Raw genomic sequence first — 22,244 nt, forward strand, 5'->3', positions numbered from 1 at the left:
CATGAGGAGGGTTTGTAAATTTAAATCCTGATGTATCTCCCCGTTTCTCTCTTCAGGTATAATGAAAACAAAATTTATTTTCAGAAAGGAATTTCATCTTGTCTCAAAAACCTTACTATGCTGTTATTGACATGGGTTCAAATACGATTAGACTTATGATCTACTGTATAAACGCTTTCGGAGAATTAGAAGAAGAACAAAATTTGAAATACTCGGCACGGTTACGTACGTACCTCGAAGATGACTTAACCATTAACAAAAAAGGTATAGAGATTATTCTTAAAACGCTACGACATTTTCAAGTAATAACGAAATCATTTAAATTGAAAGATGTTCCTATTATTGCCACGGCAGCAGTTCGCCAAGCTAAGAACCAAAATGAAATTCGTCACATGATTGAAAATGAAACTGATTTTCAATTTAAGATATTAAGTGAAAAAGAAGAGGCCTATTATGGTTATCTTTCAGTCATTCAAACAACTAATCTTGAAAATGGATATACCATTGACATCGGGGGAGGTAGCACAGAAATTACTTATATGGAAAATCGGAAAATGATCCATTTTCACAGTTTTCCGTTTGGAGCACTTACACTTCAAAAAGAATTTATTATTAATGAGAAACCATCAAAAAAAGAATTAGCCAAACTTAGACAGTTTGTGATAGAACAATTTAAGCTTATTCCATGGATTAAAAATAGGAAGCTGCGAGTTGCCGGAATCGGCGGTAGCGCACGTAATTTATCCTTAATTCATCAAAAGAAGAACGACTACCCCCTCTCCGGTATTCATCATTATGAATTTCCTACTGAGCAAATTGGAACAATGATCGATTTCTTAAGCGAGATACCATTGAGTAGTCGAAAGAAAGTTGATGGATTATCTAAAGAACGAGCCGATATTATTATCCCCGCGGTTCAAGCAATTGAAGCCTTTACTTCATATGTAAATGCTCCTGAATTTCTCATGTGTAGAAAAGGATTGCGTGAAGGATTCATGTATGAAAAGCTCATTACAAGTAACATGAAAGATCGATACCCTAACATTACAGAGCGAAACATCGATGCATTGAAAGTAAAATACAACATAAATGACACCAAGGTTGAAGCAAACAAAAAGATCACTCTGATGCTCTCAAAGACACTTCTTGATGAAGGCTACCTAAGCTTTGAGGATGCTAATTGTATGGAGAGTATTCTTTTTCAAGCCTCTCAATTAAGTTATCTTGGGGACCATATTGAGAGTGAATCGGTAAGTCAACATACCTACTATATTTTATCTAATACTGCTCTAGATGGAATGAATCATAAGCAGCGAATCATTCTAGCGCTTCTGGCATCCTATAAAAATAAATCAACATTTGAACATTTTGCAGCTCCCTATTCATCCTGGTTTAAAGAAGGCGAATTAAATCAAATTGAGTTACTTGGAGCCATTTTAAAACTCGCATACTTTTTAAACACAACCAATCGAAATATCGTTGAACAAATAACGCTTGAAAATAAAAAACACGATTCCTTTACCCTAATGATTGGTTGCAATGATGAGTTTTTATTTGAGCAACAAAAATGTGAAAAGCACATTAAGCATCTTGAAAAAGCACTTTCCATAGAGGTGACCTTAAACTTCCGTCTTTTGTCATGATTTTTACATTATCCTTACAATTCAATTAAGTAGAACGGGTACTTTTTCTGATAAAATGGGCTTAACAGCTCTTGTAAAGGATGATTAGATGACAGACTACTTAGACCAAAGCTTAGAAAAAGTAGATATTGCTTCTTCCAATTATTACAACAATAGAGAGTTAAGCTGGCTTGGTTTTAATGAAAGGGTTTTAGAAGAAGCGATTGATATGCGCAATCCCCTTTTAGAACGTCTAAAATTCCTTTCCATTTTCAGCTCCAATTTAGACGAGTTTTTCATGGTTCGCGTCGCAGGTCTTAAGGACCAAGTGGCTGCTGGATTTGAAAAACCTGAGAACAAAGCTGGATTAACCCCTAAAGAACAGCTGGCCAAAATTTTCGAAATTAACCATAGGCTCGTTAATCATCAATATAAAACTTTCACCCATACACTTCTTCCTTTATTGCAAGAAGAAAACATTCATATGCTTAAATGCGAGGAGTTAACGGATGCTCAACTCACCTTCGTTAATGACCATTTTGAAAATCAAATTTATCCGAGTTTAACGCCTATGGCGATTGATGCGTATCGCCCATTCCCTGTTATCCCAAATAAAGCTTTAAATATTGCTGTCATGCTACACAAGGAAAATGAGGAAACGTCAGAAAACTACCTAGCTATTGTACGCATTCCACCTGCACTTGATCGTTTTATTGAGATTCCCTCTTCTGGATCAAAACGATGTTTTATCCTTTTAGAAGATGTGATCAGCCATAATTGTTATAAGCTTTTTGAAGGCTATCGAGTTATTTCTACTTCTCAATTTCGCATTACCCGTAATGGAGATTTATCCATTCACGAAGAAGGCGCTCGTGATCTCCTTGAAGTGATTGAAGAAGAATTGAAGAAACGCAAGTGGGGCTCTGCAGTTCGACTTGAAATTAGAAAGGATTGGAATGATAATGCTGCCACTCGTTTTCTAATTGAAAAGCTTGAGCTTCATGAGAAAGATGTATATATAGTAGATGGTCCAATTGACCTTTCATTTTTATTTGGGTTTTACAAGACGCTAAGCGATACCCACGCCCATTTACGTTTTGATAGTCTCGTTCCCAAAATTCCACGAGCCCTTCAAAACGAGCGATCCATATTTTTAACTTTATTAAAGAAAGATGTGTTCCTCCATCATCCCTTTGAATCATTTGATCCGATTGTTGATTTTATTAAACAAGCTTCAGTTGATCCTAAAGTTCTAGCGATCAAGCAAACCCTTTATAGAGTGAGTGATGACTCCCCCATTATTAACGCTCTTGCTAAAGCTTCAGAAAATGGAAAGCTTGTCACAGTTTTAGTAGAATTAAAAGCACGGTTTGATGAAGAGAACAACATTCAATGGGCAAAAAAGCTTGAAAAGTCAGGGGTAAATGTTATCTATGGCATGACTTCTTTAAAAACACATAGTAAAATTACCCTCGTAGTACGCAAAGAACGGAATGTCATTCAGCGTTTCGTTCATCTAGGTACTGGAAATTACAATGATGCGACGGCAAAAATTTACACGGATATGGGACTTTTAACTTCAAATCAACAATTAGGCATTGATGCTACAAATTTTTTCAATTATTTGAGTGGCTATCGTACCAAACCTGATTGGTATTATTTTTCCATCTCCCCTGGTGAAATAAAAGAAACATTTATAAAGCTGATCGAAAAAGAGATGGAGCATCATAAAAGAACTGGCCGAGGACGCATCATCGCTAAAATGAATTCACTTACAGATAAAGACCTTATTATGCAGTTCTATAAAGCTTCACAAGCTGGAGTGAAAATTGACCTTATCATAAGAGGGATATGTTGCCTTCGACCGGGAATAGAAGGTGTGAGCAGTCATATTACTGTTCGAAGTATTGTCGGACAATTTCTTGAACATACCCGTATTTTTTATTTTCACCATAGCGGAGAGGAAAACATCTATCTTTCATCAGCAGATATGATGACACGAAATATGGATAAACGAATCGAAATCCTATTTCCTATCCTTCAATCTAACCTTAAGCAAAAAGTAAGAGCTACATTAGATTTAATTCTAAAAGATAATGTAAAAGCCAGGATTCAGGATAGTAAAGGCATCTATCACTATGTAGAAAAAAAACCAAATGAACCCTTTATTAATAGTCAACAAAAATTAATGCAAAATCCCTTTTCTTATATGTAGCACAAAAAACCTCAGCTATCCTTGGATAGCTGAGGTTTTTTTGTGCTTCTTTAGATTGAAGCATAGGTGCTTTTTAGCTTTCATCACATTTCATGATGGCTAGCCATTTCTTTTATTTCTTCTGAGTAACTGCTTTTTGGTGTTCCTTTTTCTGCTACATAAGCTTTCAATCCACCGATGCCACGGTTATACGCTGTGAGAGCCTCATCCCAATTCTCATATTTGTCATAAAGATAATCAAGATACGTCACAGAAAGCGTAATTGAAAAATAAGGATCAAACAATTTTTCCTCCGAGTAGTCAACGCCAGCCATTTCAGCTATCCACGGAGCCGTATTTTTCATAAATTGAGCCATTCCATAGGCATGCCCGTATTTAGTTTCGGGGCCAATCAACTTAGGATCAAACGTATTACCTGTCTCAACCTTTAGAAGTTCATAAACTACTGCAGGGTCGATATCAGCTTTCATTGACTGGTAAGTTAAGAATAATCCCCACTTCTCGTTAAACTTTCCGCCACTATCGCGATAGAAATGCTCTGCGTAAGCTTTCGCCTGCTTCCACTCTTTTACACTCACGGATTCCATATCAAGTGAATAACCCGTTTCTTGCTCTAATTTACTTATTGCAGTCTGTGTTTTGATCTGATCGTTCTGAGATGATTTTTGATCCAATTCTCCCACTGTTGTTTTCGCATCGGCAACTTGCTCATTGAATAAATGAGATTGTACAAGAACGATTACTAAAACAAGTGCTAGAACAATTGCAGTGATCATTGACAGAGGTTTTTTTAGGTTGGTTTGAATAAAATTAATAGTGTTGCACTCCTTTTCAACTGGTATTAATAAAGCTGAAGAGCACCAGTTAAGGTTATACCCTATCATTTTTTTCTCAAACCTTTCTACTATTTTGCTCAATCCCTCCCTTTATTCTCTAAGAAAAAAGCCCCCGAATATGGAGGTCTAATGGATAGGTGATTTAAATTTAGCCCCTCGCGTTTCCTGGGTATTCATAATTGTAATAAACGCCTGCGGGTCAATATCATAAATAACGCTCTTTAACTTTGTTACTTCTAAGCGAGTAATCACAACATAAATCACTTCTTTCTCTTCGTCAGTATACCCGCCTTTACCAACTAGTTTTGTCGTTCCTCTTCCCAATCGATCAAGAATGGCATCAGAGATCTCTTCATACAAGTCAGAAACAATTAATACTGCTTTTGTTTCATCAAGACCTTGAATGACCGTATCAATCGTTTTAAAAGCAATATAGTATGCCATAACGGAATACATCGCATTTTCCCAACTGAATACAAAACCCGCCCATGTAAAAATAAAGATATTTGTAAACATAACAAATTCCCCAATGGAAAAAGGAATTTTTTTTGTCAATAAAATCCCTAATATTTCTGTCCCGTCCATTGAGCCCCCATGTCGAATAACAAGTCCAACACCAAGCCCTAAAGTCAGTCCTCCAAAAACAGTGCCTAAGATTGGTTCAGTTGTAAAAGGGGCCGTATGATGAAGAAACGTCTCGAAAGTTGCAAGCCCAATGATTCCAAATAGAGTTGAAAAAGCGAAAGTTTTCCCTATTTGCTTGTAGCCATAATACATAAACGGCAAATTTAAAACAACAACTAAAATCGCAAAATTAAAGGGTGTGAGATGATCGAGGATCAAAGAAACGCCGATTATTCCTCCGTCAATTAACTGATTAGGTACAAGAAATAATTCGATAGCGGCTGCAGCCAAAAAAGCGCCGATCATGATCATAAGTAACCTGTAAACTAAATGCGTTTTACTTTCTTTCCTATGCTGTTTTTTTTCCATTACACCCTCCAGAAAGTTCCAAAGTAAGGATCTTATAACTTATTATATTAAAATTCTGCTTGTACTAAAAGACAGGAAAGGTTCCGGCACGATTTTGAACACCTTCACAAGAAGGTTGCATAGTATGAGATAGGCAAAGGGGGCATCGTGATGAATCCTATACAACTTCAACTTGTAAATTTCAAATTAAATCGCATTACCACTGAAGAATTGCTTCAGCTATCTAAACAATATGGTATTACACTTACCGCAGATGATGCAAAGAAAATTGTCCAAATATTAAAACAAGAAAACATCGATATTGCGAATCAAACACAAAGAAAGCGGATTTTAATGAAAATCAGTCGTGAAGTGAGTCCTTCTGTTGCATCTCGCGTGAACAAATTGATTTCATCTTTTCTAAATCAATAACAAAAAACCGCTAAACAGCGGTTTTTTGTTAGACAGTCATTAACTTATTTTTCAGATCTTCATCAAACCTTTGATTACGAAGCATTTCAATTTCAAGTTTGTATGGGGCTTTCTTATTTTTCTTATCTTCCCCTACATATGGGGTTTCTAGAATTTTCGAAATCTCTTTTAATTGAGGATGATGAATCACTTTATTTAATGCTTTGAAACCAATGTAACCAAAACCTATATTCTCATGACGGTCTTTTGCTGCTCCACGTTCATTTTTACTATCGTTTACATGAAGAACTTTCAATCGTTCAATTCCAATAACGTGATCAAACTCATTTAAGACACCATCAAAATCTTCAACGATATTATACCCGGCATCATGTGTATGACACGTATCGAAGCAGACAGATAATTTGTCATTGTGGGTTACTCCGTCAATGATTTGAGCAAGCTCTTCGAAGTTTCTTCCACACTCAGAACCCTTCCCTGCCATTGTTTCTAAAGCAATCTGAACCTCTTGATCTGGTGTAAGCACTTCATTTAATCCTTCGATAATTTTCTTGATTCCTTTGTCTGCTCCAGCCCCTACATGGGCACCAGGGTGTAATACAATTTGACGGGCACCTAGAGCGTGAGTGCGCTCGATTTCAGAACGAAGAAAATCGACTCCAAGCTGAAACGTTTCTGGTTTTGTCGTATTTCCAATATTAATAATATATGGAGCATGAACAACAATATCTTGAATGTTATGTTCTTTCATATGAGCAGCACCTTTTTCGATGTTCAGCTTTTCAATTGCCTTTCTTCGTGTGTTTTGAGGGGCTCCAGTATAGATCATAAACGTTGTAGCTCCGTATTTAACTGCTTCTTCACTAGCTCCAAGTAGCATTTTATCACCGCTCATTGAAACGTGAGATCCTATTTTCAACATTCTCTTCAATCCTTTCTTTTTTGAATCGGTAAAATCATTTGATTTCAATAGATCCTGCAAAAGATAATAAAGCAGACAAAAACCCTCTGTATTAAGAGGGTTTTTTGAATTATTTCCTACCACGCTTTTGCTGAATTCTATCGCGCTCTTGCTGCATTTTCTTTTTGTATCCTGGTTTAACTTTCTTAGGCTTTGGTACAAAAACTTCTGGTTTTGATGACGTTGGTTTTTTACGAGGTGTTACTGGCTTCGCTTCAACCCATTCACCATTCTTAACCTCTTTGTATGAGATACTAATTCCTTTTGCTGATAGCTTTTGGATTGCCTGTTGATCAGAAGGTTCTGCTAGCGTATAAGCAATCCCGTCCTGGCCGGCACGTGCTGTTCGTCCTACACGGTGAATGTAGAAATCAAGATCCTTTGGCAATTCAAAATTAATAACGTGTGAGACGCCCTTAATGTCGATACCCCTTGAAGCAAGGTCTGTTGCAACAACATACTGACATTCTGCTTCTTGAATTTTCTTCATAATTTGCTTCCGCTGACGAGCTTGAACACCGCCATGAAGTCGCTCCACATTATGACCATTTTCAATTAAATAGTCAGCTACTTCATCTGCCGTTTGCTTCGTGTTTGTAAAGACAAGAGCGAGGTAAGGATTAATCGCTTTTGTAACATTAAGCAATAGCTCCTTCTTCTCACGATAACGCGCTGGGATAAAAATATTTTCTACTTTATCTGCCGTTACTTGTTCCGCATTCACTTCTACGAACTTGGGGTTGTCCATATACTTCTTCAAGAATGGTTGCAAACGCTTTGGAATCGTAGCAGAAAATACGAGCATTTGTAATTCTTTTGCCATACGGGAAGCAATATAATCTACATCTTCAATGAACCCCATGTCTAACATTTGATCTGCTTCATCTACAACAAGCATTGTAGCAGGAAAAACGCTTAATGCCTGTTCTTCTACGAGATCTTTAATTCTACCTGGCGTTCCAATAACGATATGAGGCGTATTTTTCATACGACTAATCATACGTTTACGATCCGTTCCACCCACGGCTTTCTTAATAGAAATAGCTTCTTCTTCAGGAAGTGGGGCAATTAATTTTAGTGCCTCATTGTATATTTGGTCAGCCAGTTCACGAGTTGGTGCTGTAATCACTGCCTGACACTCATTCTTCTCACGGTCAATTCGGTGAATAAGTGGGAGAAGAAAAGCGAGTGTTTTACCAGAGCCTGTTTGCGATTGCCCAATGGCGCTCTCACCATTACGTATAGCTGGCACTAACCTTTCTTGAATTTCAGTCGGTCTTGTGAATTTCTGAGCTACTAGCGCTTCAATTAAGAAAGGCTTCAGCCCTAATCTATCAAATTGTTTCATTATTATTGTTCCTCCATCCATTAATCCACTTTGTATTATAAAACAAATTCACTTAAAGTGCCATACGTTCAGGAAAGACCTTGCAGTCTGTTTGTGCGGACTATCCTTACAATGTATGGAACAATCGCGCTTTTTCTTTAAAAGGAAAAATCAATAAAACCTTATCTACTATTTATATTTCCTATTATAACCACTCTCACACGTTCAAATTATCAGCATATCTTAATAGTACCAACAGCTTATATTGGTCAAGTTATAAGAAGGAGGGTATGACATGAATCAATTTCCTCCCTCCCCTCAAAGTGGTCCTGGTCCTGGCATGGGCTTTCCATTTTCCGGCGGAGGGTTTCAAGGTCCTGGTCCAGGCTATCAACAGCCTCCACAATCTGGAGGACTATTATCTCGATTTTTAGGAGGCGGTGGAGGTCAGGCGAGCGGGGGGCTCCCGATGCCTCCAGGTTCATTTCCAGCAATGCGCGGGGCGGTTCCTGGCTTTCCTCAGCAGGCTGGAGGGATGCTATCAAGATTTCTTCCCGGTGCTGGTCAGGGTGGCATGGATATGATGGGGATGATCCAAAACGTACAAAAAGTAATGCAAGCAGCCGACACCATTAAACCGATGGTACAGCAATACGGCCCAATGGTTAAACAGCTTCCAGAGATGATTGCATTGTTTAAAGAATATCAAAAATCCTCCGGGGAAACAGAAGATGAAGACGATGATGCGGCAGAGGAACCAACTAAAAAAACGAAGAAATCTCCAACGAAAAAAAAAGGTAAAACCCCTCCAATAACGCGTGGTAAGAAAAAAGCGAAACCGAGTTCAAATGAAAAAAATATGAAATCAAAGCCTAAACTCTATGTGTAACAACGTGTTTCGTTGAGTTATCTCTGTATCTCCTTTATAATTGAGGAAGATCAGTTATACAACAATCCATACATGGATTGAGGAGGTACTCGATGAAAGTAACTAAAATTTCACCTAGAGGTTATTGCTATGGCGTTGTAGATGCAATGGTGATTGCACGTAATGCAGCCCTCGACAAAACTTTACCGCGTCCGATTTTCATTCTCGGGATGATCGTTCATAATAAACACGTGACAGATGCATTTGAAGATGATGGCATTATTACACTTGATGGGCCCAACCGGATGGAAATTCTTAAAAAGGTAGAATCCGGAACTGTTATTTTCACAGCTCATGGTGTTTCACCTCAAGTGCGTGAGCTTGCAGAAGAAAAGGGTCTTACCGTGCTTGATGCTACGTGTCCTGATGTGACGGTAACGCATGATTTAATTCGTGAAAAACAGCAGGAAGGCTACCACGTGATTTATATTGGTAAAAAAGGACACCCGGAGCCTGAAGGGGCAATGGGGATCGCTCCTGAAATTGTGCATCTTGTGGAAAAACCTGAAGAAGTCGATGATTTAGAAATTGATAGTGAAAAAATCATTATTACAAATCAAACCACAATGAGCCAATGGGATGTACAAGAAATTATGGAAAGAGCAACTGAACGCTATCCACATGCAGTTATCCATAATGAGATTTGTAACGCTACTCAGGTGCGCCAAGAAGCTGTCGCTGAACAAGCTGGCGATACAGATTTAGTTCTTGTCGTCGGAGATCCAAAAAGTAATAATTCGAATCGACTAGCACAAGTTTCGATTGAAGTGGCTGGAACACCCGCCTATCGAATTGCCGACATTTCGGAATTACAGCTTGAATGGCTTGAAGGCGTTGAAAAAGTAGGTGTAACTGCTGGCGCCTCTACACCAACTCCAATTACGAAAGAAGTTATCCGTTTTCTTGATCAATATGATCCCAATAACGAAGAAACCTGGACACGTGAACGAAATGTCCCATCGTCCAAGATTCTTCCAAAAGTAAAGGTGAAAAAATAACAAAATCCCGCCGGTACCGGCGGGATTTTGTTATCTAAATTGAAAGGGGTCTGTTCGTTCTTGAGAAGAGATAACGGTTGTATCGTAACGCTTCTCTTCTAGGAAAGTTTGTAACTTTTTTCGTACACCTTCAATCATAATTTTTTCAATGTTATGTCCCGCATCGATAATTTGAAGCCCCTCTATCATAGCATCGTGAGCTACATGGTAATATATATCGCCTGATACAAATACATCAGCGCCACTAAAACGAGCAGCATGGACAAACTTATTCCCATCTCCACCTAGAACAGCGACTTTTTTAATCGTCGATTGAAGATCACCAACAATTCGGACTCCTCCAGCACCGAGCTTTTCTTTCACGTAATCTGCAAAGCTTGCTAATGTCATCTCCTGTTCAAGATGACCAACTCTACCTAAACCTAACTTTTCTGGTTCATTATCTAATGGAAAAATATCATAGGCTATTTCTTCATAAGGGTGTGCCTTTTTTATAGCATTCATGATCTTAGATTGTTGATCTTCATAAAAAATACTTTCAATTTTCACTTCTTCCACAGATTCTATCGTCCCTGCTTCCCCAATAAACGGCTTCGCCTCATCTGTAGGTTTAAAACGACCTGTTCCTTGAGTGGTAAACGTACAATCACTATATTCCCCAATAGAACCCGCTCCTGCACTTGCAAGGGCCGTACGCACCTCTTCTTGATGGGATGCCGGTACGAACACAGCAACCTTTTTAAGCGTGCGTTGGAAGGTCTCTATGAGGACACTTGTATCCTTCAATTCCAACGCTTCTGCTAACATATCGTTCACTCCGCCTGGTGCTACATCCAAGTTCGTATGAGCAGCATATACGGTAATATCATGCTTGATGAGCGTTTCAATCATTTTACCCTGTTCAGTGTCTAAATTGATTTTCTTAAGTGGTCGATAAAGAATTGGATGATGAGCTATAATTAAATCGACCCCTTCACGCACCGCTTCTTCAACCACATTGGGAAGCACATCAAGGGCGGTCATCACCTTATTAATTTTTTTGTTCAAACTGCCGACCTGCAACCCAATTGGGTCCCCGTCTTCTGCATATTTCTTTTTAGACCATGCTTCAAATTCTTGAATAATCGCCTGACCTGAAACTAGCTTACTCATGAAAGAACCTCCTTAATGATGTCACGTTCGTTTCTCACCTGGGCTTCTTTATGTGAAACACCTTCTGTATTGGATAGCGACATTAAAATCCGTTCCCTCTTTGTTAATTCATTTTGCCATTTCTTTCGGAAAGCCTCATTTTGCTTTTTTAAAAGAAACGGGCCAACCAGCATACTTTTAAGCAATTCCTTAGGCCCCATACCTTCGTATGGTCGTTTACCATTTCCAGAATCAAATACAAGCACCTCGTACACTTTCTGATCTTCTTCAAGAATACATTCTTCAACCAATTCCCAATTTAAATCAGAAAGTCGTTCACGTAGAAGGTGGGCGGCAACATTAGGTTGTAAGACAAGCCTCTTTACATTGGTTAGCTTTTCTTGCCCCTCTAATAGTATATCTCGAATAAGCTGACCGCCCATTCCAGCAATTGTAATAACATCTACTTCACCAGGAAAAAGAACTTCAAGACCGTTCCCTTTACGTACTGCTATTTCTTCTGTAAACCCACTACGTTTAACCTGATTTATGGCTGATTGGTAAGGACCTTCGTTCACTTCCCCAGCCACAGCTGAAGCAATGATTTGTTTATTCATTAGATAGCAAGGTAAATAGGCATGGTCCGACCCTATATCCGCGATTCTACTCCCTTCAGGTACAAAACTTGCTACCGTCTTCAATCGTTCTGATAATAATTTATCGTTCATTTCTTCACCTTACCCAATTTTCTTCTTTATAGTTTACCCTTTTCACATACTTGATATCGATGTAAAAGGAAATCGTACTCCTTACAAATAGAAAAGCTTTCTGTTCACACAGAAAGCTTTTTTCACTTCTTATTTTTTCTCAGATAGCCACTGAGCTACTGCTTCAGCCTGTTCTCCTTGAATAACTCCCGCAGGCATGCCTCCACCTTTACCATTTTTAATGATGTCGAGAATTTCATCTTTGGAGTATTTACCTCCAACAGCGTTTAAAGCTGGGCCTACCTGACCGCCAAGATCGCCACCGTGACAAGATGCACAGTTTTGAGAGTAAATATCTTCTGGTGCTGATGCTTCAGCCTGCTCTTGCTTTTCGCCTTCGCCCTCAGCGCTCTCTTCGCCGCCCTGCTGCAATGCCCAGAAAGAAACACCAATAATGAGAATTAATCCGATAACGGCTGTCCATGCAAATGGAATGAGCGGATTCTTTTTCATTTCTTTTCCTCCTTGTACCGATTCGCTGATGTCGTTTTCCCCAATTATGTAAGAGTAAACAAATCATAACTTATTTTACTTGAAAACGCTATGAAAGAAAAGGGGAAGCGCGGCAAATCACATATTTGTCATAGTTATTATCTATCTCTATGATAGCAAATTTTTCAAATAAAACAAACGGCATCAGCACAATCGCTGATGCCAGGCTTTGTTACTTATTATTCTACTCCAGAATGTAAATTAGCCCATTTCACGACAGATTCACGTAGTTTATATTTCTGAATCTTTCCAGACGCAGTCATTGGATAATCTTCTACAAAAAAGACATGAGAAGGAATTTTATATCTTGCAATTTTCCCTTCACAAAATTGCACAATATCTGCTGGTGTAATCGTTTGATGATCGTTCAATTGAATACATGCCACGACAATCTCACCATACTTCTCATCTGGAACGCCGATAACTTGCACATCTTGTACAGCAGGATGTGTGTATAAAAATTCTTCAATCTCTCGAGGATATACGTTCTCTCCACCGCGAATAATCATATCTTTTAATCGCCCAGTAATTTGAACATACCCGTCTTCGTTCATTTTAGCTAAATCCCCAGTATGTAGCCAGCCATCTGAGTCCAGCACTTGTTTGGTAGCATCGGGCATTTGATAATACCCCTTCATAACGTGATATCCTTTTGTGCATAACTCACCTACTTGATTGTTTTGCACCTCTTCAGTTGTTATAGGATCCACTATTTTTACTTGGACGCCAGGCAAAGCTTGCCCCACTGTATTCACCCTAGCTTCAAGAGGGTCGTCAGTTCTTGTTTGGGTAATGACTGGAGATGCTTCCGTTTGACCATAAGCAATCGTAATTTCAGTCATATTCATTTTGTTCATTACTTTTTTCATGACTTCTATTGGACATGGACTGCCAGCCATAATTCCAGTGCGAAGAGAACTTAAATCGAACGAATGGAACTCGGGTAGATTTAGTTCAGAGATAAACATTGTAGGGACCCCATGAAGCGCTGTGCACTTTTCCTGCTCAACTGTCTTTAATACCAGTTTAGGTTCAAATTCGATGATAGGGACAATCGTGGCACCTGCAGAGAAAGCTGCTAAAGTACCAAGAACGCAACCAAAACAATGGAAAAAAGGGACAGGAATACAGAGACGATCTGCTTCCGTAAGCTTCATGCACTGACCAATTTGATACCCGTTATTTAGAATATTGTAATGAGTGAGCATAACACCTTTCGGGAAACCCGTTGTGCCTGATGTATATTGCATATTAATCACGTCGTCAGGATCTAGCTGACTACTTCTTTTCGCTAACTCCTCTTCGGTTATCGATGACCCACATTGAATAAATTCATCCCACGTCATCAAAGAAGGTGGAGGATTACTACCAATAAAAACAGCATTTTTTAGATGAGGAAGATCATGAATCGCACATTTCCCCTTGCTTATTTGATCACCGTCCTTCGTTAGGTTAAGAAAAGCTTTAGGATACGAAGTGCCTTTAAAACCATCTATCAAAAAAAGGTGTGTGGCATCCGATTGTTTAAGCACGTATTCAAGTTCAGTCGATTGATAATTTGTATTAACGGTAACCAATACAGCACCTATTTTAGCTGTAGCAAATTGCAAAAGGAGCCATTCGGGGACATTTGTTGCCCAAACCGCAACATGCTCACCTTTCGCCACCCCTAAGTCCAGTAGCGATTTTGCAACTCGATTAACTTCCTGATTAAATTCATAGAAAGTATAGCGAAGGTTTTCTTTTGCATACACGACAGCTTCTTTCGTGCCAAATTGAGCAACTTGTCTTTCAAGCATTGAACCAATTGTCTCATGAAGCAATCCTGTCATACCCGCACCTCTCTTCTCAATGTAAGTCATAATGGTCTCTTAAAGGACAAAAACCTTTCTAACCGAGCGCTCGTTCAGCTTAACAACCAATTTCCCGAGCAATAACCATGCGTTGTATCTCTGACGTTCCTTCTCCAATTTCAAGTAATTTCGCGTCTCTAAAATAGCGCTCTACGTGATAATCACGCATATATCCATTTCCCCCATGAATTTGCACAGCTTGATCACAAACTTCCATACATATCTCAGACGCATATAACTTACATATCGAAGCCTCTTTTGTGAATTTCTTGCCCTGGTCTTTTAACCAGGCAGCTTTATATACCATCGTCCGTGCCAACTCTATTTTCATTGCCATATCTGCTAACTTAAACTGAATCGCCTGAAAACGTGAAATCGACCGACCAAATTGCTTCCGTTCATTTGCATATTGCAAAGCCTTCTCATAAGCTGCCTGCGCAATTCCTACCCCCATTGCACCAATTCCGATCCGACCGCCGTCAAGCGTCATAAGGAATTGTCTAAAACCATCTCCACGCTTTCCAAGTAAGTTCTCTTCCGGCACTACGACATCTTCCATAACGAGTTCTGTCGTGTTAGAAGAATGCAATCCCATTTTCTCGTAGTTATCTATCACCTTAAAACCAGGTGCGGAAGTAGGTGCGATAATGGCACTTATTTCTTTATCACCGTCTTTTCGATTTGTTATTGCGGTTAAGGCAAGGTGATCGGCATAAGAAGCATTTGTAATGTAACATTTACTACCATTGATGGTCCATTCACCATCTTTAAGAGAAGCTTCTGTTTCCGTACCACCTGCATCTGACCCTGCATTTGGCTCAGTTAAACCAAAAGCACCTAACGATTCGCCGGAACAAATTGGCGTAAGGTATTTCTGCTTCTGTTCTTCTGTTCCAAACAGATGAAGTGGCGCACCACCAAGTGATACGTGTGCTGAATATGTAATTCCAGTTGAGCCACATGCTCGACTCAATTCCTCTACCACGATAGCAAAACTGATCGTATCTGCTCCCCCACCACCATATTCTTCTGGAAATGGAAGACCCATAATTCCTAGTTCGCCGAGCTGTTGGAAAATTTCTTTCGGAAACCTTTTTTCCTTATCTCTCTGTTCCGCACCTGGTGCAACCTTTTCATCTGCAAACTCTCGAATCATTTTTTGAATCATTTTTTGTTCTTTCGTTAAATCAAAATTCATGACCACTAACCTCCTGTAATAAAAATACTACCAATTTGAATGCGCTTACATTTCATTATCTCTTTTAAGTTCGATTTTTTCAACATTTTAGAAAATAAAAATAATTATATCTACTATTTATTTAATACTCTCCTTGCTAATCCACTACTCTGATAGGAAAGTCGGTTTCTAAATTTAAAAGGTCCATTTGCAAAACGAAAGAAAAGTCAGTAAAATAAATGACAAGAAATGTATTCTTACATCGCAATGAGAATTCTTATTTCATTCAGCTCAATAGGAATGCGAAAAAAGGGTAAAAAAAAACTCTCCAACTGCATAAGTAGTCAGAGAGTCATTCACTTTATTCCAGAAAATCTTTTAACCGTTTGCTGCGACTTGGATGGCGAAGCTTGCGTAAAGCTTTCGCTTCGATCTGACGAATACGCTCACGCGTCACACCAAAGACACGTCCTACTTCTTCTAGTGTTCTTGTTCGTCCATCATCTAGTCCGAACCGAAGTCTCAATACGTTTTCTTCGCGATCAGTCAGCGTATCTAACACATCTTCAAGCTGCTCTTTCAGTAATTCATAAGCGGCAGCGTCAGATGGGGCAAGAGCATCCTGATCTTCAATAAAGTCGCCAAGGTGAGAATCATCTTCTTCACCAATCGGGGTTTCTAATGAAACTGGTTCTTGTGCAATTTTTAATATTTCACGGACTTTTTCCGGCGATAGATCCATTTCTTTACCAATCTCTTCAGGAGAAGGTTCACGGCCAAGATCCTGAAGAAGTTGACGTTGAACTCGAATTAATTTATTTATTGTTTCGACCATGTGAACCGGAATACGAATTGTTCTTGCCTGGTCCGCAATGGCACGAGTTATCGCTTGACGAATCCACCACGTTGCATAGGTACTAAATTTGTACCCTTTACGATAATCGAATTTTTCAACTGCTTTAATAAGTCCCATATTACCTTCTTGAATTAAGTCTAAGAAGAGCATGCCTCGACCAACGTATCTTTTCGCAATACTAACAACAAGTCGAAGATTTGCTTCAGCGAGACGACGCTTAGCCTCTTCGTCGCCTTCTTCGATACGTTGTGCTAGACTAATCTCTTCCTTTGCAGAAAGAAGGTCTACACGGCCAATCTCTTTAAGGTACATACGAACCGGATCATTTATTTTGACACCCGGAGGAACACTTAAGTCGTTCAAATCAAATTCTTCTTCTTTATTAACTTCTTGAGGCGAAGGATTATCAGAAGTATCTTCGATAACTTCAACACCTTGTTCCTCTAGATATTCAAAGAATTCATCCATTTGATCGGAATCCTGTTCAAATGGGGACAACCGTTCTACGATCGTAGAGTAAGTAATTAAGCTCGTCTTCTTACCAAGCTCTACTAACTGCTCTTTCACTTGATCGATGGTTAATTCACCTTCTGCCGGCTGGCGAGTTGGTTTTTCAGCCATTCGATCCCCTCCTTCCATACATCTCAACAATAAAAATTAGTTGCATTCTTAAAATGAATTTTTTAAGTTCTTCTTCATTTCAAGAATTTCCATAGCGATCTTAGCTGCCTGGACAAAGTCTTGCTTCATTTCCGCTTCTTTTTTTTCTTTTTCTCTCTCTTCTATCTTTATCCATTCTGGATAATTTAACACCTGTCGAATATAATCATGAAGTTCTTTATCCGACACGTCATTATTTAAATCCATCATGGCCAGTTCAGAAGCAATTTTGACAAGGTTAGGATCAGTCAGCTGCTCCATGAATTGACTCACGTCAGCTTCATGGCCGTTAGCATAAAAGCTATACAGATATGCAGCGATCGCACTATGCTCGTCAATATTAAACGAACCGCCAACCTCTTCCTGTACTTTTTCTGCCACTTCCAGATCGCGCATCATATAAGCAAGTAGTATCCGCTCTGCATTCTGGAAAGCAGGCAAGAGTTTTTTCTTAACATAGAAATTTTTCCTAGCATTATTATCCCTTTTAGGAGGAGCATTATCCTTATTTTTCTTCCCCTCTTTAAAAAATTGGGAAACCTGCTGCTTTAAAGCATCGAGCGAAATTGAGAACTCATCCGATAGCTGCCGTAAATAGTGATCTCGTTCAACAGCATTAGGAAGACCGCTAATTTCTTTAAGTACTTCTTCGATATAACGGATTCGTTCTCCTTCATCCGATAGGTTTTTTCCTGATCGAAAAACCTCCATTTTGAAAGCCATTACTGTTGACGCTGCCCCTATTACATCCTTTTCAAACCGTTCTGCACCGTAAGTTCGGATATAGTCATCGGGATCTAGTCCTCCTGGCATTTTAGCGATTCTAACGTAACAACCCGCCTCCATTAATTCATCTGCGGCTCTAGTTGCAGCACTTATCCCAGCTTTATCTGAATCATAGCAAATCACAACCGACTCAGTTTGTCTTCGCAACAGCTTTGCTTGATCTTTAGTTAATGCTGTTCCAAGACTTGCTACAACGTTTTGTACCCCATTTCCGTATGCTGTAATCACATCAACATAGCCTTCCAACAGGATAGCCTGGTCTTTTAAGCGAATGGCTGAGCGAGTCAAATGAAAACCATAGAGAAACTTTCCTTTTTGAAAAAGCTTTGTCTCTGGACTATTTAAATATTTCGGTTCGCCTTCTCCTATGATTCTTCCCCCAAAAGCAACGGGTCTTCCTTTTGGATCCCAGATTGGAAACATAATGCGATTTCGAAAGCGATCGAAATATTTCCCATCAAATTCCCGTTTAGAGAGCAACCCTGCGTCAGCTACTTTTGAAAGAGGATACTTTCTTTTTTCCAAATAAGATGTGGCATAATCCCATGAGTCGGGTGCAAAGCCTAACTGGAATTTTTCAATCATCTCTTTTGAAAATCCTCGTTCATTAAGATAGGTCCGAGCTTGTTCGCCTTCAGGTGTCTTAACCATGCAGTGATTATATAGCTTCGCTAGAAAATCGTGGGCTTTATAAATAACCTCATTTTCAGAAGTAGCTTTTGCGCTGCTGTTCTGGTTCTCCTGTACTTCAGGCAAATCAATACCAGATTTTTGACCTAATGCTTGAACAGCCTCTATAAAATTATACCCTTCGATTTCCATTAGGAATGAAAAAGCGTTACCGCCAGCACCACATCCAAAACAATGGTATATTTGTTTATCAGGCGCTACTGAAAAGGAAGGCGTACTTTCCCCGTGAAAAGGGCAAAGGCCAAAGAAGTTTCTTCCTTGTTTCTTCAGTTGGACATAATCACTAATGACATCAACGATATCTGTCGAACGGCGAATCGCTTCAATTTTTTCTTCTGGAATTCTGCCACTCATGTTTTATCACCAACAGATTCTATAGTTTCGACAAATAAAAATAATCTCCTTCATAATTCGACAATATTTTAATTAAGGCTTCTCGAAATTGAACTCGATCATCCCCAGTGAACTTGCGTGGACCCTTTGTATGCTTACCAGCTCTTCTACTTTTAGAAGCTAAATATCGCGTATGTAAAAGAGTCGAGATGTTCTCTTCTGTATACCGTTTCCCTCTTGGAGATAGAACAAAAACACCTTTTGGAAGGAGCAAACTTGCAAGACCATAATCCTGGGTTATCGCAATATCCCCTTTTTTAGTATGGCGATGAATATAGAGATCTGCTTCTTCTTTTTCAGAGTCTACCATAACCCACTTCGCCTGACGGAACGTTGTGCTCATATGAGCATACGAAGCAACAAAAATCGTTTCAGCATCTGAAAGGGCTTTTTGAAAAGACATGATTTCTTCTTTAATCAATACAGGACATGCATCCGCATCGACAAAAAGCGTCAGTTTCTTTTTCGTCATAATTCTCTATTCTACATCTCCCTGAGTTATCCTTCTTTTGAAATTTATGTTTTAACTTTCAGAATTTTAGATTGAGCTATTTTAGATCGCTACTAAATTCTTCTAAAAGCCTTCTTTATTGATTATAGACAAATTTTATTGACAATATTTGATTATATACTAAAAATATTAAATTGACCAGATAAAAACGATAAAAAAACGCCATCATCAAGATCATTTTTGTCTCAATGATGGGCATTTTATTATAACCTGTGATTAAGATGTATGTTTCCCTTTATGCAAACTTAAAATTAAATTTGCTGTTTCTTCCACTGCCCGATTGGATACATCAATGACTTGGCAGTTCATTTTATTAATGATGGTATCAAAATATTCCAGCTCATCTTTAATTCTTGTCATGTTAGCATAGCTAGCTTCTGCATTTAAGCCTAGGGCAATAAGTCTTTCCTTACGAATGTTATTTAACTTTTCAGGACTAATCTTGAGTGCATAGCATTTGCCTTCTGCAACGGTAAACAATTCCTCTGGAGGATCCACTTCTGGAACTATTGGCACATTTGCCACCTTTAGTCTCTTATGGGCTAAATATTGAGATAATGGTGTCTTAGAAGTTCTAGAGACGCCTACCAGTACGATATCTGCGAGAGCAATTCCACGTGGGTCTCTTCCATCATCGTACTTAACTGCAAATTCAATCGCCTCTACTCGCCGAAAATAGTCTTCATCAAGTTTATGTACAAGCCCCGGTTCATTCCGTGGTTTTTTTCCTATAACAGCCTGCATGTGATCAATCATTGGACCAACTATATCGACCGCTTGAATGTTCTCTTTTGCTGCGACGTCAAGAAGAAATTCTCTTAATTCTGGAACTACCAGTGTAAAAGCGACAATGGCTTTTGTTTCTTTCGCAAGCGTCATCACTTCGTGAATGGTCGCCGTATCCTCAACATAAGGAACTCTTCTCACATCAAAATCGGTTGGATCAAATTGACTCGCGGCTGCTTTAACAACTAATTCTGCTGTTTCACCAACCGAATCAGAAATAACATATACGATGGCACGGTTCGTTGAATTCGTCATATAAACCCCCTAAGCTAAATAATTTCATCTTTGGCAAGATCCACTAGCGCTCGTGTAACATTTGTTTTTGTTATTCTTCCAACAACCTCAATACCGTTTTCAACTTCTTTCACAATTGGCAATGCATCAATCTGTTTCTCAATTAACTGATTGGCTACTTCAATTAAGAGATCTTCTTTTTGGCAAACAGTAATATTCGGCATTCTCGTCATAATGATGGTTACTGGAATACTTTCGAGATTTTGCTTACCCAGTGCAGCTCTTAAGAGATCTTTCCTAGATAAAACACCTACTAGATGTGCTAATTCATTTACTACAAACAATGTCCCAACATCTTCTAGAAACATTGAGCAGATGGCATCATACACACTTGCATTCTCTTGTACGACTACTGGTATTGATTTATACTCATCAACTTTGATCTTTCTAATCTTCTCCGTTAGAAGTTGCGAACCCGTTTTACCTGTATAAAAATACCCGACTCTTGGCCTTGCGTCAAGGTAGCCTGCCATTGTTAAGATTGCAAGGTCTGGTCTAAGCGTTGCTCTCGTTAAACTGAGCTTTTCAGCAATATGTTCGCCAGTAATCGGCCCTTCATTTTTTACGATCTGAAGGATTGTTTCCTGTCTATTATTTAATTGGATAAAAATCACCACCTTTAATAAGGTTATACTTTATTTTCATTATTATATACGATTATACCATTTTAACGAAAGTACCCCACATCATTTTATCTCATTGTAAATTGACTAGCTCACCAGACTAGAATGGCTAATCATTTTGCGTAAATAAAAAACCTGCGGATTTAAACTCCACAGGCTAATTATTCAAGATTGAACCGATCCAACTGATCCAAAAATCGTTTTGATTTTAAATAGAGTCCAGAATAAGCATCGAAATAAAGGTTAAGAATTTGTCTAATTTCTTTTTTCGTTTCTTTTTTTAAAGAGATATTTCCCAACCTTCCAAGATCAATATGAGCAAATAAATGAAGAAGCTCTGCTGTTCGCTTCATGATTGGTATGTGGTAAGGGTCAATTGAAAGGCAACGATGACAAAGCAATCCACCTTCGTTAATTGAAAAATAAAATTTTCCTTCAGGAAGCCCACAGTTTGCACAACGATCTAGCTGAGGAGTAATTCCTGCAACGCGAAGCATTTTTAGTTCAAATATAAACAGAATCACTTCAGGGTCCTTCTCTTCATCCAATTCATGAAGAACTTGATACAACATTTCAAACAAATAGGGATTCGGATTTCTTTCTTCCGTTAATTTATCAACTAACTCTGCTGCATAAGCAGCATAAGAAGTGAGAAATAAATCGTTTCGAATGGAGCGAAATGAGTCAATTATTTCTCCCTGGTTTAATCCGCCTAATCCAGTTGTATGCTGATAGAGATACTGGCCATATACAAAAAGTTGAGAAACAGCAGAAAGACGGCTTTTTGGTTTTTTTGCGCCTCGTGCCATGACGCCAACCTTACCCGTCTCTCTAGAATAAATCGTCAGTATTTTATTTGTTTCACCATAATCCACGGTTCGAATCACAATTCCTTCAACCTTCTTTAACAAGAACTTTCACCAACCGTTTCCTG

At 38.8% G+C, this 22,244-nt stretch carries 20 protein-coding genes; 5 read left to right on the forward strand and 15 right to left on the reverse strand.

Going from position 1 to position 22,244, the window contains the following annotated elements; genetic code table 11:
* The first annotated feature begins 98 nt into the window (after positions 1-98).
* Together PQ511_RS04870 and PQ511_RS04875 are read left to right on the forward strand one after the other, a co-directional pair.
* Positions 99-1,643, forward strand: a complete 1,545-nt coding sequence (locus PQ511_RS04870; RefSeq protein ID WP_273850796.1) for a Ppx/GppA family phosphatase — start codon at positions 99-101, stop codon at positions 1,641-1,643.
* A gap of 88 nt (positions 1,644-1,731) precedes the next feature.
* Complete coding sequence (locus PQ511_RS04875; protein WP_273850797.1) at positions 1,732-3,837, forward strand: RNA degradosome polyphosphate kinase; 2,106 nt, start codon at positions 1,732-1,734, stop codon at positions 3,835-3,837.
* An 83-nt stretch (positions 3,838-3,920) separates the two neighbouring features.
* Here PQ511_RS04875 and PQ511_RS04880 read toward each other — a convergent pair whose 3' ends face one another.
* Together PQ511_RS04880 and PQ511_RS04885 are read right to left on the reverse strand one after the other, a co-directional pair.
* Positions 3,921-4,754: a lytic transglycosylase domain-containing protein gene (locus PQ511_RS04880; RefSeq protein ID WP_273850799.1), complete on the reverse strand. Its 834-nt coding sequence runs from the start codon at positions 4,752-4,754 to the stop codon at positions 3,921-3,923.
* A gap of 45 nt (positions 4,755-4,799) precedes the next feature.
* Positions 4,800-5,666 carry a YitT family protein gene (locus PQ511_RS04885; RefSeq protein ID WP_224593737.1) on the reverse strand — a complete coding sequence of 289 codons (867 nt, stop codon included), beginning with the start codon at positions 5,664-5,666 and terminating at the stop codon, positions 4,800-4,802.
* 150 nt (positions 5,667-5,816) lie between these two features.
* Between PQ511_RS04885 and PQ511_RS04890 the strand changes: the two genes are divergently transcribed.
* Positions 5,817-6,077 carry a DUF2624 family protein gene (locus PQ511_RS04890; protein ID WP_273850802.1) on the forward strand — a complete coding sequence of 87 codons (261 nt, stop codon included), beginning with the start codon at positions 5,817-5,819 and terminating at the stop codon, positions 6,075-6,077.
* 28 nt (positions 6,078-6,105) lie between these two features.
* Here PQ511_RS04890 and PQ511_RS04895 read toward each other — a convergent pair whose 3' ends face one another.
* Positions 6,106-6,999: a deoxyribonuclease IV gene (locus tag PQ511_RS04895; RefSeq protein WP_273850804.1), complete on the reverse strand. Its 894-nt coding sequence runs from the start codon at positions 6,997-6,999 to the stop codon at positions 6,106-6,108.
* A gap of 109 nt (positions 7,000-7,108) precedes the next feature.
* Positions 7,109-8,386, reverse strand: coding sequence for a DEAD/DEAH box helicase (locus PQ511_RS04900; RefSeq protein WP_273850806.1), 1,278 nt, complete (start codon positions 8,384-8,386; stop codon positions 7,109-7,111).
* 274 nt (positions 8,387-8,660) lie between these two features.
* Between PQ511_RS04900 and vrrA the strand changes: the two genes are divergently transcribed.
* Entirely contained in the window at positions 8,661-9,254 is a 594-nt protein-coding gene (gene vrrA / locus PQ511_RS04905; protein WP_273850808.1) for a VrrA/YqfQ family protein, read from the forward strand.
* A gap of 92 nt (positions 9,255-9,346) precedes the next feature.
* On the forward strand, positions 9,347-10,291 hold the full coding sequence (locus PQ511_RS04910) for a 4-hydroxy-3-methylbut-2-enyl diphosphate reductase (protein ID WP_273850810.1): 945 nt from the start codon (positions 9,347-9,349) through the stop codon (positions 10,289-10,291).
* 30 nt (positions 10,292-10,321) lie between these two features.
* Here the strand turns inward: PQ511_RS04910 and PQ511_RS04915 are convergent, their stop codons facing one another.
* From PQ511_RS04915 to recO, 11 genes are all read right to left on the reverse strand, one after another.
* Positions 10,322-11,443 carry a Nif3-like dinuclear metal center hexameric protein gene (locus tag PQ511_RS04915; protein ID WP_273850812.1) on the reverse strand — a complete coding sequence of 374 codons (1,122 nt, stop codon included), beginning with the start codon at positions 11,441-11,443 and terminating at the stop codon, positions 10,322-10,324.
* Positions 11,440-12,150, reverse strand: a complete 711-nt coding sequence (locus tag PQ511_RS04920) for a tRNA (adenine(22)-N(1))-methyltransferase (protein WP_273850814.1) — start codon at positions 12,148-12,150, stop codon at positions 11,440-11,442. Before PQ511_RS04920 ends, PQ511_RS04915 begins: the two co-directional genes overlap by 4 nt.
* A gap of 129 nt (positions 12,151-12,279) precedes the next feature.
* The gene (gene cccA / locus PQ511_RS04925; protein ID WP_273850815.1) at positions 12,280-12,642 is read right to left on the reverse strand and encodes a cytochrome c550; all 363 of its coding nucleotides are present in this window, start codon (positions 12,640-12,642) and stop codon (positions 12,280-12,282) included.
* A gap of 218 nt (positions 12,643-12,860) precedes the next feature.
* Positions 12,861-14,513: an AMP-binding protein gene (locus PQ511_RS04930; protein WP_273851135.1), complete on the reverse strand. Its 1,653-nt coding sequence runs from the start codon at positions 14,511-14,513 to the stop codon at positions 12,861-12,863.
* A 79-nt stretch (positions 14,514-14,592) separates the two neighbouring features.
* On the reverse strand, positions 14,593-15,732 hold the full coding sequence (locus PQ511_RS04935; protein WP_273850817.1) for an acyl-CoA dehydrogenase family protein: 1,140 nt from the start codon (positions 15,730-15,732) through the stop codon (positions 14,593-14,595).
* Between the two features lie 340 nt (positions 15,733-16,072).
* Positions 16,073-17,188 carry an RNA polymerase sigma factor RpoD gene (rpoD, locus tag PQ511_RS04940; RefSeq protein ID WP_098444279.1) on the reverse strand — a complete coding sequence of 372 codons (1,116 nt, stop codon included), beginning with the start codon at positions 17,186-17,188 and terminating at the stop codon, positions 16,073-16,075.
* A gap of 48 nt (positions 17,189-17,236) precedes the next feature.
* Positions 17,237-19,057 carry a DNA primase gene (gene dnaG / locus PQ511_RS04945; RefSeq protein WP_273850819.1) on the reverse strand — a complete coding sequence of 607 codons (1,821 nt, stop codon included), beginning with the start codon at positions 19,055-19,057 and terminating at the stop codon, positions 17,237-17,239.
* A 19-nt stretch (positions 19,058-19,076) separates the two neighbouring features.
* Positions 19,077-19,568: a YaiI/YqxD family protein gene (locus tag PQ511_RS04950; protein WP_273850821.1), complete on the reverse strand. Its 492-nt coding sequence runs from the start codon at positions 19,566-19,568 to the stop codon at positions 19,077-19,079.
* Between the two features lie 255 nt (positions 19,569-19,823).
* A complete protein-coding gene (locus tag PQ511_RS04955) occupies positions 19,824-20,648 on the reverse strand; it encodes a pyruvate, water dikinase regulatory protein (protein ID WP_273850823.1) in 825 nt (274 codons plus the stop codon).
* 14 nt (positions 20,649-20,662) lie between these two features.
* On the reverse strand, positions 20,663-21,304 hold the full coding sequence (gene ccpN / locus PQ511_RS04960) for a transcriptional regulator CcpN (protein ID WP_273850824.1): 642 nt from the start codon (positions 21,302-21,304) through the stop codon (positions 20,663-20,665).
* Positions 21,305-21,471: 167 nt separating this feature from the next.
* Positions 21,472-22,221, reverse strand: a complete 750-nt coding sequence (gene recO / locus PQ511_RS04965; RefSeq protein WP_273850825.1) for a DNA repair protein RecO — start codon at positions 22,219-22,221, stop codon at positions 21,472-21,474.
* Positions 22,222-22,244 lie beyond the last annotated feature (23 nt).

Origin of the sequence: Guptibacillus spartinae (assembly GCF_028610625.1) — a bacterium.
In the GTDB taxonomy this organism is placed as follows: Bacteria; Bacillota; Bacilli; order Bacillales; family Guptibacillaceae; genus Guptibacillus; species Guptibacillus spartinae.

Bases quoted from the DNA above. Each gene is read 5' to 3' on its own strand.
- PQ511_RS04920 (WP_273850814.1), bottom strand. From the start codon at position 12,150: ATGAACGATAAATTATTATCAGAACGATTGAAGACGGTAGCAAGTTTT.
- PQ511_RS04900 (WP_273850806.1), bottom strand. From the start codon at position 8,386: ATGAAACAATTTGATAGATTAGGGCTGAAGCCTTTCTTAATTGAAGCG.
- PQ511_RS04910 (WP_273850810.1), top strand. From the start codon at position 9,347: ATGAAAGTAACTAAAATTTCACCTAGAGGTTATTGCTATGGCGTTGTA.
- PQ511_RS04930 (WP_273851135.1), bottom strand. From the start codon at position 14,513: ATGACAGGATTGCTTCATGAGACAATTGGTTCAATGCTTGAAAGACAA.
- PQ511_RS04955 (WP_273850823.1), bottom strand. From the start codon at position 20,648: ATGACGAATTCAACGAACCGTGCCATCGTATATGTTATTTCTGATTCG.
- PQ511_RS04950 (WP_273850821.1), bottom strand. From the start codon at position 19,568: ATGACGAAAAAGAAACTGACGCTTTTTGTCGATGCGGATGCATGTCCT.
- PQ511_RS04895 (WP_273850804.1), bottom strand. From the start codon at position 6,999: ATGTTGAAAATAGGATCTCACGTTTCAATGAGCGGTGATAAAATGCTA.
- PQ511_RS04915 (WP_273850812.1), bottom strand. From the start codon at position 11,443: ATGAGTAAGCTAGTTTCAGGTCAGGCGATTATTCAAGAATTTGAAGCA.
- vrrA (WP_273850808.1), top strand. From the start codon at position 8,661: ATGAATCAATTTCCTCCCTCCCCTCAAAGTGGTCCTGGTCCTGGCATG.
- cccA (WP_273850815.1), bottom strand. From the start codon at position 12,642: ATGAAAAAGAATCCGCTCATTCCATTTGCATGGACAGCCGTTATCGGA.
- PQ511_RS04935 (WP_273850817.1), bottom strand. From the start codon at position 15,732: ATGAATTTTGATTTAACGAAAGAACAAAAAATGATTCAAAAAATGATT.
- dnaG (WP_273850819.1), bottom strand. From the start codon at position 19,057: ATGAGTGGCAGAATTCCAGAAGAAAAAATTGAAGCGATTCGCCGTTCG.
- rpoD (WP_098444279.1), bottom strand. From the start codon at position 17,188: ATGGCTGAAAAACCAACTCGCCAGCCGGCAGAAGGTGAATTAACCATC.
- PQ511_RS04885 (WP_224593737.1), bottom strand. From the start codon at position 5,666: ATGGAAAAAAAACAGCATAGGAAAGAAAGTAAAACGCATTTAGTTTAC.
- PQ511_RS04875 (WP_273850797.1), top strand. From the start codon at position 1,732: ATGACAGACTACTTAGACCAAAGCTTAGAAAAAGTAGATATTGCTTCT.
- PQ511_RS04890 (WP_273850802.1), top strand. From the start codon at position 5,817: ATGAATCCTATACAACTTCAACTTGTAAATTTCAAATTAAATCGCATT.